14 protein-coding genes are annotated in these 17,526 nt (G+C 38.5%); 13 read left to right on the forward strand and 1 reads right to left on the reverse strand.

The window, feature by feature from the left end; all coding sequences use genetic code 11:
- Nucleotides 1–191: 191 nt before the first annotated feature.
- The 8 genes from tig to NBG71_RS11700 all read left to right on the forward strand — a co-directional run bounded on the left by tig (nt 192) and on the right by NBG71_RS11700 (nt 10,570).
- Nucleotides 192–1,496 (forward strand): trigger factor, encoded by a 1,305-nt coding sequence (tig, locus tag NBG71_RS11665; RefSeq protein ID WP_023580863.1) that lies wholly within the window; start codon nt 192–194, stop codon nt 1,494–1,496.
- Nucleotides 1,497–1,753: 257 nt separating this feature from the next.
- Complete coding sequence (gene clpP, locus NBG71_RS11670; RefSeq protein WP_004245088.1) at nt 1,754–2,377, forward strand: ATP-dependent Clp endopeptidase proteolytic subunit ClpP; 624 nt, start codon at nt 1,754–1,756, stop codon at nt 2,375–2,377.
- Nucleotides 2,378–2,519: 142 nt separating this feature from the next.
- The gene (clpX, locus tag NBG71_RS11675) at nt 2,520–3,791 is read left to right on the forward strand and encodes an ATP-dependent protease ATP-binding subunit ClpX (protein ID WP_075671983.1); all 1,272 of its coding nucleotides are present in this window, start codon (nt 2,520–2,522) and stop codon (nt 3,789–3,791) included.
- 259 nt (nt 3,792–4,050) lie between these two features.
- The gene (lon, locus tag NBG71_RS11680; RefSeq protein ID WP_075671981.1) at nt 4,051–6,411 is read left to right on the forward strand and encodes an endopeptidase La; all 2,361 of its coding nucleotides are present in this window, start codon (nt 4,051–4,053) and stop codon (nt 6,409–6,411) included.
- 214 nt (nt 6,412–6,625) lie between these two features.
- Entirely contained in the window at nt 6,626–6,901 is a 276-nt protein-coding gene (gene hupB, locus NBG71_RS11685; RefSeq protein ID WP_036911695.1) for a nucleoid-associated protein HU-beta, read from the forward strand.
- A 476-nt stretch (nt 6,902–7,377) separates the two neighbouring features.
- A complete protein-coding gene (gene ppiD / locus NBG71_RS11690; protein ID WP_250916871.1) occupies nt 7,378–9,255 on the forward strand; it encodes a peptidylprolyl isomerase in 1,878 nt (625 codons plus the stop codon).
- Nucleotides 9,256–9,544: 289 nt separating this feature from the next.
- Nucleotides 9,545–9,916 carry a ComEA family DNA-binding protein gene (locus NBG71_RS11695; RefSeq protein ID WP_223672525.1) on the forward strand — a complete coding sequence of 124 codons (372 nt, stop codon included), beginning with the start codon at nt 9,545–9,547 and terminating at the stop codon, nt 9,914–9,916.
- A gap of 249 nt (nt 9,917–10,165) precedes the next feature.
- Nucleotides 10,166–10,570, forward strand: a complete 405-nt coding sequence (locus NBG71_RS11700) for an acyl-CoA thioesterase (protein WP_023580858.1) — start codon at nt 10,166–10,168, stop codon at nt 10,568–10,570.
- Nucleotides 10,571–10,719: 149 nt separating this feature from the next.
- On the opposite strand, the gene queC is transcribed toward NBG71_RS11700, so the two are convergent.
- Nucleotides 10,720–11,418, reverse strand: coding sequence for a 7-cyano-7-deazaguanine synthase QueC (gene queC, locus NBG71_RS11705; protein ID WP_075671977.1), 699 nt, complete (start codon nt 11,416–11,418; stop codon nt 10,720–10,722).
- A 158-nt stretch (nt 11,419–11,576) separates the two neighbouring features.
- On the opposite strand from queC, the gene NBG71_RS11710 reads away from it, so the two are divergent.
- From NBG71_RS11710 to amtB, 5 genes are all read left to right on the forward strand, one after another.
- Complete coding sequence (locus NBG71_RS11710) at nt 11,577–12,038, forward strand: Lrp/AsnC family transcriptional regulator (protein WP_036911686.1); 462 nt, start codon at nt 11,577–11,579, stop codon at nt 12,036–12,038.
- A 57-nt stretch (nt 12,039–12,095) separates the two neighbouring features.
- Nucleotides 12,096–13,841: a SmdA family multidrug ABC transporter permease/ATP-binding protein gene (locus NBG71_RS11715; RefSeq protein WP_164530327.1), complete on the forward strand. Its 1,746-nt coding sequence runs from the start codon at nt 12,096–12,098 to the stop codon at nt 13,839–13,841.
- On the forward strand, nt 13,828–15,615 hold the full coding sequence (locus NBG71_RS11720; protein ID WP_075671973.1) for a SmdB family multidrug efflux ABC transporter permease/ATP-binding protein: 1,788 nt from the start codon (nt 13,828–13,830) through the stop codon (nt 15,613–15,615). Before NBG71_RS11715 ends, NBG71_RS11720 begins: the two co-directional genes overlap by 14 nt.
- Nucleotides 15,616–15,857: 242 nt before the next feature.
- Complete coding sequence (gene glnK / locus NBG71_RS11725; RefSeq protein WP_075671971.1) at nt 15,858–16,196, forward strand: P-II family nitrogen regulator; 339 nt, start codon at nt 15,858–15,860, stop codon at nt 16,194–16,196.
- Between the two features lie 12 nt (nt 16,197–16,208).
- Complete coding sequence (gene amtB, locus NBG71_RS11730; protein ID WP_075671969.1) at nt 16,209–17,501, forward strand: ammonium transporter AmtB; 1,293 nt, start codon at nt 16,209–16,211, stop codon at nt 17,499–17,501.
- Nucleotides 17,502–17,526: the final 25 nt, after the last annotated feature.

Raw genomic sequence — 17,526 nt, forward strand, 5'->3', positions numbered from 1 at the left:
ACCCCTCTAGATCGTTATAATGTCGCGTCTAATTTTCAGTAAGGTTTCGGGATGCTTCTGATATCAGGGATCCTCGTTTTTTTAAATGTGGCGGCCCCGGTTCTGAAAGGAAAATAAACCTAAACATGTCAATATCATGTTAGTTTCCTTTAAAGTAGACCGAGCACTAAAACTTATTTTGAGGTAACAAGATGCAAGTTTCTGTTGAAACGACTCAAGGCCTAGGGCGTCGTGTCACAATCACCGTACCAGCCGCTGATATCCAAACTGCTGTAGACAGTGAACTGAAAAAAGCTGCTAAAACTGTTCGCATTGATGGTTTCCGTAAAGGTCACGTTCCAATGTCAATGGTTAAACAGCGTTATGGTATGTCAGTACTGAATGATGTTCTGGGTGACCTGATGCAGCGTAATTTCATTAACGCTATTATCGAAAACAAAGTAAACCCAGTTGGCGCACCTGACTACAAACCAGAGCAATACAAAGAAGGTGAAGACTTTGTTTACTCTGTAGAATTCGAAGTTTTCCCAGAAATCGAACTGAAAGATCTGGAAAGCATTGAAGTTGTAAAACCTGTTGTTACTGTTAAAGACGAAGACGTTGATAACATGTTAGAAACACTGCGTAAGCAACAAGCAGAGTGGAAAGACAAAGACGGCGAAGTTGCAGCAGAAGATCGCGTAACTGTTGATTTCAACGGTTCTATTGACGGTGAAGAATTTGAAGGCGGAAAAGCTGAAGATTTCGTACTGGCAATGGGTCAAGGTCGTATGATCCCAGGTTTCGAAGAAGGCGTTATTGGTCATAAAGCTGGAGAAGAATTCACAATTGATGTGACTTTCCCAGAAGATTACCACGCTGAGAACCTGAAAGGTAAAAAAGCACAATTCGCTATCAACCTGAAAAAAGTTGAAGAGCGTGAACTGCCAGAATTAACTGAAGAGTTCATCAAGCGTTTTGGTATTGCTGATGGTTCTGTTGATGGTTTACGTGCTGAAGTACGTAAAAACATGGAGCGTGAACTGAAAAATGCAATCCGTACTCGTGTTAAATCACAAGTTATTGATGGCTTAGTTAAAGCAAACGAAGTTGACGTACCAGCAGCCGCTGTTGACAGCGAAATCGAAGTTCTGCAACGTCAAGCTGCTCAACGTTTTGGTGGCGACGAGAAACAAGCTCTGCAATTACCACGTGAATTGTTCGAAGAACAAGCTAAACGTCGTGTAATCGTTGGATTACTGTTAGGTGAAGTGATCAATAGTAATGAACTGAAAGCAGAAGACGATCGTGTTAATGCACTGATCGACGAAATGGCTTCAGCTTACGAAGATCCATCAGAAGTTGTTGAGTTCTACAACAAGAATGAACAACTGATGAACAACATCCGTAATCTTGCGTTAGAAGAGCAAGCGGTAGAAAAAATCTTAGCAAATGCTAAAGTAACTGAAAAAGAAACTAACTTCACTGAACTGATGAACGAAGTTCAAATGGGTTAATTCTTAACCGCGAATATCGGTTTTAAGCAAAAACCCGTGGTTTTTACCACGGGTTTTTTTCAGTTTGTATATATTTATCAAATTTTGCCTTGAAATTTGAGCGATTATCTCCAGATAATTCTATATTCTCTTTATCACTCCTCGCGAGGCGCCTTGAATGTCTTGTGAGAGATTAGATCATTAGAAATGGTCATGATCAATTATCTCAAGTAAAATTGTTGTCATTGGCACCAATAAGAATGCAATAGGAGACAGACATGTCATTTAACGACACACAGGAACAATTCGCACCTAATATGGCTCTGGTGCCGATGGTTATAGAGCAAACTTCGCGAGGAGAGCGTTCTTACGACATTTACTCACGTTTATTAAAAGAACGTATTATTTTCCTGACTGGCCAAGTTGAAGATCACATGGCTAATCTTATCGTTGCTCAAATGCTATTTTTAGAAGCAGAAAACCCAGAGAAAGACATCAACCTGTATATCAACTCACCAGGTGGTGTAATTACTGCGGGTATGTCTATCTATGACACCATGCAGTATATCAAAGCAGATGTTAGTACAATTTGTATGGGTCAAGCGTGTTCAATGGGCGCTTTCTTACTATCTGCTGGTGCGAAAGGTAAACGTATTTGCTTACCTAACTCTCGTGTGATGATCCACCAACCGTTAGGTGGTTACCAAGGTCAAGCAACAGATATTCAAATTCATGCTCAAGAAATTTTGAAAGTAAAATCCCGTATGAATGAGCTAATGGCTCAACATACAGGTAAATCTATTGAAGAAATAGAAAGAGACACTGAGCGTGATCGTTTCTTATCCGCTAACGAAGCGTTAGAATACGGATTAGTGGATAAAGTCTATACTCAACGTAGCTAATCATTACACGTTGTAATAGCAACTGAATTAATACGTTTCCTTTGTTGATCAATAATGCAAAGGAAGTGGCCATCAATATTTATGTAAAAAGACTTTCTTCTTCTTATAAACGATAAGAGGAATAACTAAGTGAGGTTGACTGATGACAGATAAGCGCAAAGATAGCTCCGGGAAGCTTCTGTATTGCTCTTTCTGCGGTAAAAGCCAGCATGAAGTAAAAAAATTGATCGCTGGTCCGTCGGTTTATATCTGTGATGAATGTGTTGATCTTTGTGTTGATATCATTCGTGAGGAAATAAAAGAACTGGCACCTCATCATGAACGCAGTGAATTGCCAACGCCACATGAAATCCGTAAGCACCTTGATGACTATGTTATCGGTCAGGAATTGGCTAAAAAAGTTTTGGCTGTTGCCGTTTATAACCACTATAAGCGTCTGCGTAATGGCGATAAGGCCAATGGTGTTGAGCTAGGGAAAAGTAATATTTTGCTGATTGGCCCTACTGGTAGCGGTAAAACGTTATTAGCAGAGACATTAGCACGCTACCTTGATGTTCCTTTTACTATGGCAGATGCCACAACGCTGACAGAAGCGGGTTATGTGGGTGAAGATGTTGAAAACATCATTCAAAAACTGCTACAAAAATGCGATTACGATGTGCAAAAAGCACAACGTGGTATTGTTTATATTGATGAAATTGACAAGATCACTCGTAAATCTGAAAACCCATCAATCACTCGTGATGTGTCTGGTGAAGGTGTACAGCAAGCATTATTGAAATTAGTTGAAGGCACAGTGGCTTCTGTTCCTCCTCAAGGTGGACGTAAGCACCCACAACAAGAGTTTTTACAAGTAGATACTTCTAAGATCCTCTTTATCTGTGGTGGTGCATTTGCAGGGCTCGATAAAGTTGTTGCACAGCGTTTAAATACACATTCAGGTATTGGTTTTGGCGCAGAAGTTAAAAGCCAAAATGAGAAAGCTAGCGAAGGTGAATTATTAGCCCAAGTTGAGCCAGAAGATCTGATTAAATTTGGTCTTATCCCTGAATTTATTGGTCGTTTACCTGTTGTTGCAACGCTAGGCGAGTTAAACGAAGAAGCATTAATCCAAATCTTACAAGAACCTAAAAATGCACTGACTAAGCAATATCAGGCATTATTTAAATTAGAAGGTGTGGATTTAGAATTCCGTAAGGAAGCGCTGACTGCAATTGCGAAAAAAGCTATGGTACGTAAAACAGGTGCTCGTGGTTTACGTTCAATTGTTGAAGCAGCATTACTTGATACGATGTATGACCTTCCTTCATTTGAAAATGCAGAAAAAGTGGTCATTGATGAAGGCGTTATTAATGGAAAATCTGAGCCACTGGTTATTTATAGCCAGCCAGAAAATCAGGCCTCAGGTGAATAATGCATCGTAATTTGGCAATGTCTCTTGTCTGACATTATCTAGTTTTCTCTCAAAATAAGAGAGAAATTTAAGATAAAGCGCGCCAACGCAATAAAAATGAGGGAATTTTCCCTCATTTTGTTTTTTTAATGGGTAATGCTATTGAATGTCAGAAAAGTGCCCTTATATATTTTGACAATCCGTGGAATTAATTTTATTTGGTAACATGCGAATAAAATTACCTGTAAAAGCGTTAAGCTAAAAACGAAGAGAGAGCTCTATGAATCCTGAGCGTCCAGAACGTATTGAAATACCTGTATTGCCATTACGTGATGTCGTTGTATATCCGCATATGGTGATCCCGTTGTTCGTTGGTCGTGAAAAATCCATTCATTGCTTAGAAGCTGCGATGAACGACAACAAACAAATTATGCTGGTTGCGCAGAAAGATGCATCTACTGACGAACCAGGTGTTAATGATCTTTTTTCTGTTGGTACAGTTGCTTCTGTTTTACAGATGCTAAAACTGCCTGATGGAACAGTGAAAGTACTTGTTGAAGGTATTCGTCGTGCCAAAATTACGACGTTATCTGATAATGGTGAATACTTTCAGGCGAAAGCAGAATACCTTGAAACGCCAGCAGTTGATGAGCGCGAACAGGAAGTCTTAAATCGTACAACGATTAATCAGTTTGAAGGTTATATCAAACTGAATAAAAAAATTCCGCCAGAGGTATTAACCTCATTACATGCTATCGAAGAATCAGCGAAATTAGCAGACACCATTGCTTCTCATATGCCGCTGAAATTAAAAGATAAGCAAGCTGTACTTGAAATGTCTGACGTTACAGAACGCCTTGAGTATTTAATGGCGATGATGGAATCAGAAATCGATCTGCTACAAGTTGAAAAACGCATTCGTAACCGCGTTAAAAAGCAGATGGAAAAGAGTCAGCGTGAGTATTATCTCAACGAACAAATGAAAGCGATTCAAAAAGAATTAGGTGAGATGGATGATGCACCTGATGAAATGGAATCGCTGAAACGTAAAATCGACGCTGCAAAAATGCCAAAAGAGGCAAAAGAGAAGACAGAAGCGGAACTTCAGAAATTAAAAATGATGTCGCCAATGTCAGCAGAAGCCACGGTTGTACGTAGTTATATTGATTGGATGGTTCAAGTTCCTTGGAATAGCCGTAGCAAAGTTAAAAAAGACTTAGTGAAAGCACAAGAAGTTCTTGATACTGACCATTATGGCTTAGAGCGCGTTAAAGAGCGTATCCTTGAATATCTCGCGGTACAATCTCGTGTTAGCAAAATTAAAGGGCCAATCCTGTGCTTGGTAGGACCTCCAGGTGTAGGTAAAACCTCACTGGGGCAATCTATTGCTAAAGCAACAGGACGTAAATATGTTCGTATGGCGTTAGGTGGTGTACGTGATGAAGCTGAAATCCGCGGTCACCGTCGTACTTATATCGGTTCTATGCCGGGCAAATTAATTCAGAAAATGGCGAAAGTTGGCGTCAAAAACCCACTTTTCCTGTTAGATGAAATTGATAAGATGTCATCAGATATGCGAGGTGATCCGGCTTCTGCACTGTTAGAGGTGTTAGATCCAGAACAAAATATCGCATTTAACGACCACTATCTGGAAGTTGATTACGATCTGTCCGATGTTATGTTCGTGGCAACATCTAACTCCATGAATATACCCGCACCGTTGTTAGATCGTATGGAAGTTATTCGTTTATCTGGTTATACCGAAGATGAAAAACTGAATATTGCTAAGCAACATTTGTTACCAAAACAGATTGAACGTAATGCGTTAAAACCAAGTGAGCTGACAATCCATGACAGCGCAATTATGGGCATTATTCGTTATTACACACGTGAAGCTGGTGTACGTAGTTTAGAACGTGAAATTTCTAAATTATGCCGTAAAGCAGTAAAACAACTGTTAATGGATAGCACAATCAAACATATTGAGATTAACGAAGATAATCTCAAAGACTACTTAGGTGTTCGTAAAGTTGACTATGGTCGTGCTGATACTGAAAACCGAGTGGGTATGGTAACAGGACTTGCATGGACAGAAGTTGGTGGTGATCTACTGACCATTGAAACAGCAAGTGTACCGGGTAAAGGCAAGCTAACATTCACTGGCTCTTTAGGTGAAGTGATGCAAGAGTCTATTCAAGCGGCAATGACAGTGGTTCGCGCTCGTGCTGATAAACTTGGTATTAATGGCGATTTCTATGAAAAACGTGATATGCACGTACACGTTCCTGAAGGTGCAACACCAAAAGATGGTCCAAGTGCAGGTATCGCAATGTGTACTGCGCTGGTATCAAGCCTAACAGGTAACCCTGTACGTTCGGATGTTGCAATGACGGGTGAAATTACGTTACGTGGGCAAGTACTGCCAATTGGCGGACTGAAAGAAAAGTTACTTGCCGCACATCGTGGTGGAATTAAGACAGTTCTTATCCCAGATGAAAATAAACGTGATTTAGAAGAAATTCCTGAAAATATTGTTGCTGATCTGGATATTCACCCGGTGAAAACAATTGAGGAAGTTTTATCGCTAGCCCTGCAAAACTCACCGTTTGGCATGGAAGTTGTGACTGATAAATCACACTAAAGAGTGATGTTAGTCATAAATTATAGCTAAAAAAAAGGCTGGATAAGTAATAAAAGCTTGCCAGCCTTTTTTTGTGTCGCTAATTTAATTGGGATTTTAATTAAAAATGCTGTTTTATCGGTCTTGCTATATCTAAAAAGGCTTGATATAACGACGTTTGCAAAATTTGCCATTAATGGTGAAGAATAACGCATAAAATTATGGGGATGAAAGCGTGAATAAAACTCAACTGATCGACAAAATTGCTGCAAATGCAGATATCTCAAAAGCGGCAGCAGGTCGTGTTGTAGATGCTCTGGTTGCTTCTATCACTGAATCTTTACAAAAAGGTGATGATGTAGCATTAGTAGGTTTCGGTACTTTCACTGTACGTGATCGTGCAGCTCGTACAGGCCGTAACCCACAAACAGGTAAAGAAATCCAAATTGAAGCTGCAAAAGTTCCTGCATTCCGTGCAGGTAAAGGCTTAAAAGACGCAGTTAATCAATAATAGTTGAACTTATTTTCTGCCAATTTGTTATTAGTTTAACGTTATGGATAAACAGAAAACGACTCAATTAAAAAATGAAGCGCATCTTTTTGAGATGCGCTTTTCTTTTTTTAGGTTATAAATCACGATTAAACCTTGTATTCTCTGGCGATAAGACGTGAAACTGAAGTAGTCATTTGATAGAATGACGCGTTGTTCTATAACTGAAATAGACAACAATGAATGATTCAGTGATGAGTTAAATGGTTATCGTAATCAATGAATCAAATAATGCTGTTTAGTTTTTTCTTAGTTATAGAAAGTGCGTGTTAAGACTGCGCATTAATACGGGAATGGCTGTTTTTAATGATTGTCGCGTGTCGCGACATTTTGATATTAAGCCAGCATGGGCATATTATCTTTTCGCTGTGCTCAAAATAGTCGTGTAACACCCATAAAAATAATTTTTATTTCACCAAACGGAGCCTCGTCTCGTTATGATGGACAACATTCGTTCCACTGCTAATAATCCATTTATAAAGATATTATTAGCTGTGATCATCCTTTCCTTCGTCCTAACTGGTGTGGGCGGATATCTCTTTAGTTCAGGCGTTAATGATGCTGCTGAAGTTAACGGATATAAAATTAGCCGTTCTCAATTAGAGCAAACTTATCAGCAACGTCGTGCTCAATTACAACAAGATATGGGTGAAAATTTTGCTGCTCTTGCTTCATCGGAAGACGGTCAGAAACTTATTCGCCAACAAGCGCTTGATATGCTGATCAACCAAGCATTACTTGATCAATTTGCACAAAATCTGGGTATTTCAGCCGGTGATCAGCAAATTAGAGATGCTATTTTTGCACTTCCTTACTTTCAAACTGACGGCAAATTTGACAATAAAAAATATGTCGATTTATTGAGAGGCAATAATATTGATGCTGACGCCTTTGCAGAAGGTATTCGTCAAAACCTTATCAATCAGCAATTAAAATTTTCTATTCAAGGTACAGATTTTGCCTTAGATAGCGAAGTTAAAGAATTTGCAGGCTTAATGCTACAAAGCCGTAATGTACGTTTAGCATCATTAGATATTCAGCCATTCCTTGAAAAAGAAACGGCATCTGATGAAGAAGTGAAAGCGTTCTATGAGCAAAATAACCAAATGTTCATCGCGCCAGAGCAATTTAAAATTAGTTATATCCAATTAAATGCTCAAAAAGATTTTAATAACATCAACATTACTGATGAAGAAGCGAAGGCTTACTATGATAGTAATATTGATGAATTCACAGCCGCAGGACAAAAACAATACAGCATCTTAGTATTAGCAGACGAAGCGGCAGCTAAAGCGGCAGAAGAAGAGCTGAAAAAAGGCGCTGATTTTGTTTCGTTAGTGAAAGAAAAATCTATTGATAGTTTCTCTAAAAAACAAAATGGTTCTTTAGGTTGGATAACTATCGGACAAGAATTACCCGAGCTGGCTAATGCAAGTTTGACAGAAAAGGGCCAAATTTCTGAGCCTGTTAAAATCAGCAATGGTTACGCAATTTTCCGCCTTGATGATGTTAAACAATCTGTTGTAAAACCATTTGATGAAGTGAAAACAGATTTACTGGCAAAAATGCGTGAAAATAAAGCAATTGATGATTTCTTCGCATTACAACAAAAAGTGAGCCAAGCTGCGTCTAACGATAACGACACATTAGCGCCTGCCGCTAAAGCGGGCAATGTAACTGTTGTTAATACTGATTGGTTTGATGAAAACACAGTTCCTGCACCATTAAATAATGAAAAACTCACCCAGTTAATTTTTGGTGGTTCATTAGTGGATGAAAATGGCCCAACAGGCATGAATTCAGATATGGTGACGTTAGGTAATGACAGCGCATTTATCGTGCGTGTAGAAGGTTATAAGCCTTCAGCAAGCCAACCATTAGATAAAGTACGTGATCAAGTTGTTATGCTGGTTAAACAGCAAAAAGCATCACAAGCAATGAATGCACAGGCTCAAAAACTTTTAGCTGCATTGAAAGAAGGCAAAGGCGAAGAAGCACTGAAAGCTGCTAATATTTCGTTTGGTAGTGAAGAAAGCATTGTTCACTCATCTGCAACAGATGTAGTACAAACTGCTATTTTCTCTATGCCAAAACCTGCTGAAGGTAAAAAAGAGTATGGTATGACTAATGTGCCTGGTACCAAAGTCGTCCTCATTCAATTAGACAGCGTAACAGATGGCAAACCAACATCTGAACAACTAGAGTTTATGACTAATCTCTATCGTGCTCAGATGGGCGAAGAAGCGTTACAACTCATGTTACGTGATCTAAAAGATAACGCTAAAATTGAAATTTTTGATAAAGATTATCAATAATCAATTTTGAATTATTACATTGAAAACCCAGCATAAAGCTGGGTTTTTTTATGGTAGCTATCCTTGAGAATTTAAATAATAACTCCGCCTCTCAAAAAACTCATGTTTGAGAGCAAGCCCGATAATTTTTTGTAATACTTTTTTTGTTCATTTTTATTTTTCGTGATTTCTCGTGGTTTTATTTTTATGTAATTGCTGATTGATCAATATATTGGCATTCTTCTTCTGCATTCAGAAATCTCTGTATGTCATCGAATTTGAAATTATTGAGTAAAAGGAAATTATGATTATGAAGATGGATAAAAAAATGTTGTCAGGTTTTATGGCCTCTATTTGCCTTGCTTTGGGATTAGGTCTTTCTCCTCTCTCTTATGCAGAGGAAGCCCCGGCTTCAACACCAACGGTTTCAATCGAAACTCACACCTCAGTTGATCGTGATGCTAAAGAAAATAAAGCCAACACAGAAGGTAAAGTTAATTTAAATACGGCAACAGTAGATGAGCTAATGGGATTAAAAGGAATAGGAAAAGCGAAAGCGCAAGCCATTATTGATTATCGCGAGCAGCTAGGGCGTTTTACCACTGTTGATGAACTTGAAAAAGTTTTTGGAATTGGTATGAAGTTGGTTGATCAAAATCGTGATTTTATCGTTATTAATTAAGGTGTTCATTCTTATACGATGTTGAGTATAAGTGACAACAGAAACGTGAATATTAATTGAAAATCCCCGTGTTTCTCTTTGATTTTTTTGATAAGAGAAACACATTTTCTTAGCGTTTTTTTGTTCTGAAAGAGAACGAAATAAATCTATATCAGAAATTACTAAACTTATTTTCTTGGCTATATTTATGGTATCGCAAAAAAACTTTATAAAAAGTTTATTAGAATAATCAAGAGGTAATAAATTGATATGAGTACATTAATTAAAGTTTATGGCTTCCATTTAGATGTTTTTGAACATGTGAATAATGCACGTTATCTTGAGTTTTTAGAGCAAGCCCGGTGGGATTGGATTGAGCAACATTTAGATTTTGATTGGTTTAAGCGCAATGGCTTGGCGTTAGTGGTTGCTAATATCAATATTAATTATCGCTTACCTGCAAGTTTAGGTGATGAGTTACTGATTGATTGTGATGTTGCTGAAGTGGGGATTAAAAGTGGCGTACTTTCTCAGAAGATCGTGAGAAAAAAAGACGGCGCACTTATCTCTGATGCATTAATCACATTTGTTCTTGTAGATATTAACACTAAAAAAGCCCTGACATTAACAGATCAGTTAAGAGAGAAGCTTGAGTATGTACGTCAATCATCCTAATACACAAAGAGAGTATTAGAGATCTCTCAGTCAATGTTATTAGCCTAATCAAATATGATTTAATGCAGTGATAATGTTTGATGAATTATCACTGCATAAGCAAATAGAACGGCGGGGAGTCATGATAATAAGCAAAGTAATTATGATGATTATTTAAGGCCCACTTTCTGTTTCATTGCCTGCATAATTGATGTTTTATCGGCTAAGTAAGTGCTTAATCCGCGTTGTCTTAAATGGCAGGCTGCACATTCACCACAGCCATCACCTTGAATACCGTTATAGCAAGTTAAAGTTTCATGACGAACGAAATCTAACTTCTTATAGTAATCAGCAAGGGCCCAAGTTTCAGCTTTATCTAACCACATTAATGGTGTGATAAATTTAATATCACGTGCAATACCTAAGCTGACAGCATGATTCAGTGCTTTTACAAATTCATCACGACAATCAGGGTAACCAGAGAAATCAGTCTCACAAACACCGGTGATGACACTCTCTGCACCAATTTGATAAGCGTAAATTGCCGCTAAAGTAAGGAAAAGGATATTTCTACCCGGTACGAAGGTACTTGGAATATCACTTTCTTCACTTTCTTTGAAATCAGGAACAGGAATATTGTCGCGAGTTAGGCTACTGATAGCGAGTTCATTGAGTAAACTTACATCTAAAACTTTATGCGCAGTTGCTCCCAGTAATTGACTAACTTTTTGTGCTACCTCAATTTCTTCTTTATGGCGTTGACCATAATTAAACGTAATGCAATGTACTTCATCGTACTTTTCTAATGCTTGAATAAGGCAGGTTGTCGAATCTTGTCCACCACTAAAGACAACGACCGTTTTTTTCATCAGAATACTCCTGAATATTGAATTTCTATAAGGATTAGTACGCATAAAAGTACATATATTATGGCAATTTATTACCGATTTATCATTAGATGATTACTCTTATAGTAAGGGGCAGGTTATCATTATTTTTTGTAGGGGCATATTTTGAAGGAGTATCTATGTTAGATAAGATTGACCGTAAACTATTAGCGCTGTTACAGGAAGATTCAAGCCTCTCACTGAATACTTTGGCTGAGGCTGTTAACCTAACCTCAACACCTTGCTGGAAACGATTGAAAAGACTAGAGGATGAAGGGTATATTCGTAAGCGTGTTGCCCTGCTTGATAGTGAAAAAATCGGGCTAGGTTTAACAGTTATTGTTATGATTAGAACACAGCAACATAATAGCGAATGGTACGAACAGTTTGTTTCATTTGTTAAGCAAATGCCAGAAGTACTGACATTCTATCGAATGGCGGGTGAGTGTGATTATCTAATGCATGTTGAAGTAGTAGACATGAAAAGTTACGACCTATTTTATAAGCGTATGGTTAATGGCGTACCGGGTCTTATTGATGTGACTTCTAACTTCGCAATGGAAAAAATTAAATACACAACGGCAATGCCGATACCTGAATAAGATTCATCTTTACCAACTGGCACTTTTATTTTTTTGTATAACCTTAGGATTTAAGGCGTGGCTCTATTTTCACAGCTCAGTTGGTATTTCCTCAGTGAATGGCGTCGTTATGTAGGTGCCATTTTCTTATTGATGGTTATCGCAGTATTACAGGTGATCCCCCCGAAGATTGTTGGGATCATTGTGGATGGTGTCGATAACCATAGTCTGACATTTAGCCAAGTGATGAATTGGATTGGTGTGATGGTATTAATTGCCCTCGCAGTTTACCTTTTACGTTATTTTTGGCGTCTTTGGTTATTTGGTGCATCTTATCAACTCGCAGTGAAACTGCGGATGCAAATTTACCAACAACTTAACCAGCAATCCTCTTCATTTTATCACCGCTATCGTACAGGTGATTTAATCGCACGTACCACCAATGATGTTGATAAAGTCGTTTTTGCAGCGGGCGAAGGTGTATTGACCTTAGTGGATTCTATGGTTATGGGGCTTGCTGTGCTTGTCATGATGAGTATTCAGTTAAGTTGGGAACTAACACTAATTTCATTATTACCTATGCCAATCATGGCAATTTTAATTAAGCGATATGGCGATAAACTACACAGCCGCTTTAAAACCGCACAGGCATTTTTCTCTTCACTCAATAATCAAGCACAAGAAAGCCTGAGTAGTATTCGCATGATCAAATCATTCGGGCTAGAGCAACAGCATGCCTCTCGTTTTGATGATGTTGCAAAAGAAACTGGACGTCAAAATATGCGTGTTGCACGAATTGATGCGCTATTTGATCCTACTATTTTCATGGCTATTGGTTTTGCTAATTTACTCGCTGTGGCCGGAGGTAGCTATTTTGTTATTAATGGCAAAATGACATTGGGTGAACTAACCAGCTTTGTAATGTATTTAGGTCAAATGATCTGGCCAATGCTGGCATTAGCATGGATGTTCAATATTGTTGAGCGTGGTAGTGCTGCTTATAGCCGGATTAATAGTTTATTGGATGAAAAACTCGATATGGTTGATGGTGAATTATCACCAAAGCAAGGTCGAGGTGTGTTATCTGTTGATATCAAACGTTTCCAATATCCCGAACAAACAACAGAAACACTGAAAAATGTTCATTTCACATTATCACCCGGTGAAATGTTGGGTGTTTGTGGAATGACTGGAAGTGGAAAAAGTACATTACTTGCTGTTATTCAACGACTTTATGATGTGACTGAAGGTGAGATTTGTTTTCAATCTATACCTATTTATCAATTGAAACTTGATGAATGGCGAGCACGATTGGCCGTTGTTAATCAAACACCTTTCCTATTTTCAGATACCATCGCGGGAAATATTGCCTTAGGGCATCCTGATGCGACAAAAGAAGAAATAGAGTCTGTTGCGAAACTGGCAAATATTCATGAGGATATTTTACGCTTACCGGAAGGATATCAAACACAAGTCGGTGAAAAGGGCGTGATGTTATCTGGTGGACAAAAACAGCGTATTTCTATTGCTCGAGCACTATTATTGGATGCTGAAATTTTATTATTAGATGACGCTCTATCCGCTGTTGATGGACAGACTGAATATCAAATTTTGCAAAACTTGTCGCAATGGCGAAAAGACAGAACGTTAATTATTAGCGCTCATCGCTTATCTGCATTAGTTGGTGCTACTAATATTTTAGTTCTAAAACAGGGTGAGATTATAGAGCAAGGTACACATCAGCAATTAATTTCAATACCGGGTTGGTATCAAGATATGTACCATTATCAGCAATTAGAGGCCGCGCTGGATGACGATGAATAAAAATAAATCCGTTAAAGCGCTATTACCTGCATTAAAGCGTCTTTTGACTTATGGTAAAAACTATCGCAAGCCTATGGCATGGGGTGTCATTATGTTGTGGGTAGCTGCCATTGCAGAAGTGGGGGGCCCATTAATTGTTGGTTATTTTATTGATGCAAAAGTTGCCACAAATAATGTGGAGTTAATGTCATCATTAGGCCTGGCGTTAGCTTTCATCCTTTTACAGGTGATCGCTGCCACACTTCACTATTATCAAGCTATTGTGTTTAATCATGCGGCAGTTGGGGTTGTACAACAATTACGCACTGATGTAATGAGTGCGGCACTAAAACAGCCATTAAGTGCTTTTGATAATCAGCCTGTAGGGCAATTAATTTCTCGTGTAACAAATGACACTGAGACGATTAAAGATTTGTTTGTGAACGTGTTACCAACATTATTCCGAGCAATTGCTTTAGTGGTTGTAATGCTGATCGCCATGTTCTTATTAGAATGGCAAATGGCATTAATCGCGATGACAATCTTCCCAGCAGTTATTGGTGTAATGATGCTTTATCAGCGACTGAGTACGCCGATAGTTCGCAATGTACGTCATTTTCTTGCCAATATAAATGATGGTTTCCATGAAGTCATCAATGGCATGTCAGTTATTCAGCAATTTAGGCAACAAGCTCGATTTGGTGAAAGAATGTCAGATGACAGCTGGCAACATTACCAAGCACGTATGAAAGCGTTAAAACTTGATGGCCTGTTATTACGTCCTTTACTAAGTATGCTCTCTGCGTTGGTTCTGTGTGGTTTATTAATGCTGTTTGGGTATCAAGGCAGTGCTGTTATTGGTGTTGGGGTTATTTATGCATTTATTAGTTATTTAGGTCGATTAAATGAACCTTTGATCACCCTGACATCTCAGCAGTCGATTTTACAACAGGCGGTTGTCTCTGGTGAGCGTGTTTTTGAACTAATGGATGCTCCTTTGCAGCGCTACGGTTCATCATCACACACCATCACCCAAGGTAATATTGACGTTAACTCTCTTTGGTTTGCGTATCGTGATGAGCAATGGGTATTAAAAGATATCAATTTAACTATTCCTGCTCGTCATTTTGTCGCATTCGTTGGGCACACAGGAAGTGGCAAGAGTACTTTAGCTAGTTTATTAATGGGAAATTACCCTTGGCAAAAAGGGAGTATCTTTTTAGATAATCAACCGTTAGAAGCGTACTCTCACGCCGCATTACGCAGTGGTATTGCGATGGTGCAGCAAGATCCTGTTTTATTATCTGGCTCACTGCATGACAATATTACATTAGGGCGTGAATGTGATGAGTTACATTTATGGCAGGTACTAGAGACAGTACAACTTGATCAGTGGGCTAAAGCCTTACCTGAAGGGCTACAAACAGAACTTGGTGAGCAAGGTAGTCGCTTATCTGCTGGACAAAAGCAGTTACTTGCATTGGCTCGTGTACTATTAATACCTCCTCGTATTCTTATTCTGGATGAGGCAACAGCAAATATTGACTCAGGAACAGAACAAGCCATACAAAAAGCGTTAAAAGTGGTTAGAGAAAAAACGACACTGATTGTTATTGCTCACCGACTTTCCACTATTATTGAAGCCAATGAAATTGTGGTGCTTCATCGTGGTGCAATTGTCGAGCAGGGCGGTCATACTAAGTTACTCTCACAAAAAGGCCGATACTATAATATGTATCAATTACAGCAAGTCAGAGAGTCTTTACAAGAACAAGATCCTATTGAAGTAGAATAATAACCTTAAATAAAAAATATAATTTTAAAGGGCACATCATTTTTATGTATGTGCCCTTTTTTATTTCCCGATTATCTTGCTTTGAGCAAAATAGCCGTCATATTTTTGCACCAATTCGGTGAACCTTTTCACTTTAATAGTTTTAAATGTTTATTTTCTCATAAATATCAATCAATTAAATAGTGGCATATCTTTTGCTTTGCTATATAGGCTTTGCTCTTTCAAATATCGACGAGGTTTATATGAAATATATCATCGCCATTATTAAGCCATTTAAATTAGAAGAAGTACGAGAGTCACTCTCTGAGTTAGGCATAAAGGGAATGACAATTAGCGAAGTAAAGGGATATGGGCGACAGAAAGGACATGCAGAGTTATATAGAGGAGCAGAATACGAAATTAATTTTCTTCCCAAAGTAAAAATAGAACTCGCTATTTGTGATGAACAACTTGAGCCTGTTATGCAAGTGATTATGCAAGCGACGGATACAGGAAAAGTAGGAGATGGAAAAATTTTTGTTTTGGAATTATTGCAGGCAATCCGTATTCGTACCGGTGAATCTGGTGATGAAGCTCTTTAAAGGAGATATTCGATGAAACGCTTACTTTCTTTGCTATTAATGTTAGTGCTTACACACTTTTCTTCATCTGTATTTGCAACTGAAACAGTGACTGTTGATAAAGCCGATAATGGTTTTATGTTGATATGTACTGTTTTGGTTTTCTTTATGACTATACCTGGTATCGCCTTATTTTATGGAGGATTACTAAGAAGTAAAAACGTACTTTCTTTGATCACACAAGTGATGATGATCTTTAGTGTTGTGGTCATTCTTTGGATAACTTTTGGCTACAGTTTGGCTTTTACTGTGGGCAATAAAGTCTGGGGTGGGTGGTCACTTACTTTTTTGAATAACGTATCACTGGATTCACTCTCTGGTTCAATTAATCAGTACGTGCATGTTGCTTTTCAAGGATCGTTTGCGGTTATCACTGTTGCATTAATTGTTGGAGCATTAGGAGAGCGCATTCGTTTTTCTGCATTGCTTATTTTTACGATTATTTGGTTCTCTTTTTCTTATATCCCTATTGCTCATATGGTATGGGGAGAAGGTGGTTGGTTAATCGATGATGGTGCATTAGATTTTGCTGGGGGAACCGTCGTACATATTAATGCTGCTATTGCAGCTCTTGTTGGTGCTTACTTACTTGGTAAACGACGTGATAGTCAGCATATAGCGCTTAAACCTCATAATTTACCCATGGTTTTTACAGGTACGGCTGTACTTTATATCGGTTGGTTCGGTTTTAATGCAGGCTCTGCTGGCAGTGCAAATGCGATTGCGGCTTTAGCGTTTTTAAATACGATAGTTGCAACTGCGGGAGCCGTACTTTCTTGGACTGCATCAGAATGGATAACCAGAGGTAAGCCCTCTATGTTAGGTGGTTGTTCAGGTTGTATTGCAGGGTTAGTGGCGATTACGCCAGCTGCTGGCACTGTTGGCGTGATGGGCGCTTTATTTATTGGTGTAATGGGAGGAATTATTGGGCTTTGGGGGGTTGTTGTTTTAAAACGCTGGTTAAAAGCCGATGATGTTTGTGATGTTTTTGGTATTCATGGTACTTGCGGTATTGCAGGTTGCCTATTAACTGGGATATTTACAGCTTCATTTTTAGGTGGTGTAGGGTATAGCGATGGTATGACACTGAATAAACAGGTTTTAATTCAATTAATCAGTGTTGTGATCACGGTAATTTGGTCTGGTGCTGTTGCTTATATTAGTTTTAAAATCGCAGATAAGCTGGTGGGGTTACGCGTTTCTGAAGAGGAAGAGCATGATGGATTAGATTTAACAACTCATGGTGAAAGAGCTTATCAGCAGTAATTGTCTATTCCCCCTCTTTTGAGGG

This window comes from Proteus sp. FZP2095, from assembly GCF_023701425.1.
GTDB lineage: Bacteria > Pseudomonadota > Gammaproteobacteria > Enterobacterales > Enterobacteriaceae > Proteus > Proteus cibarius.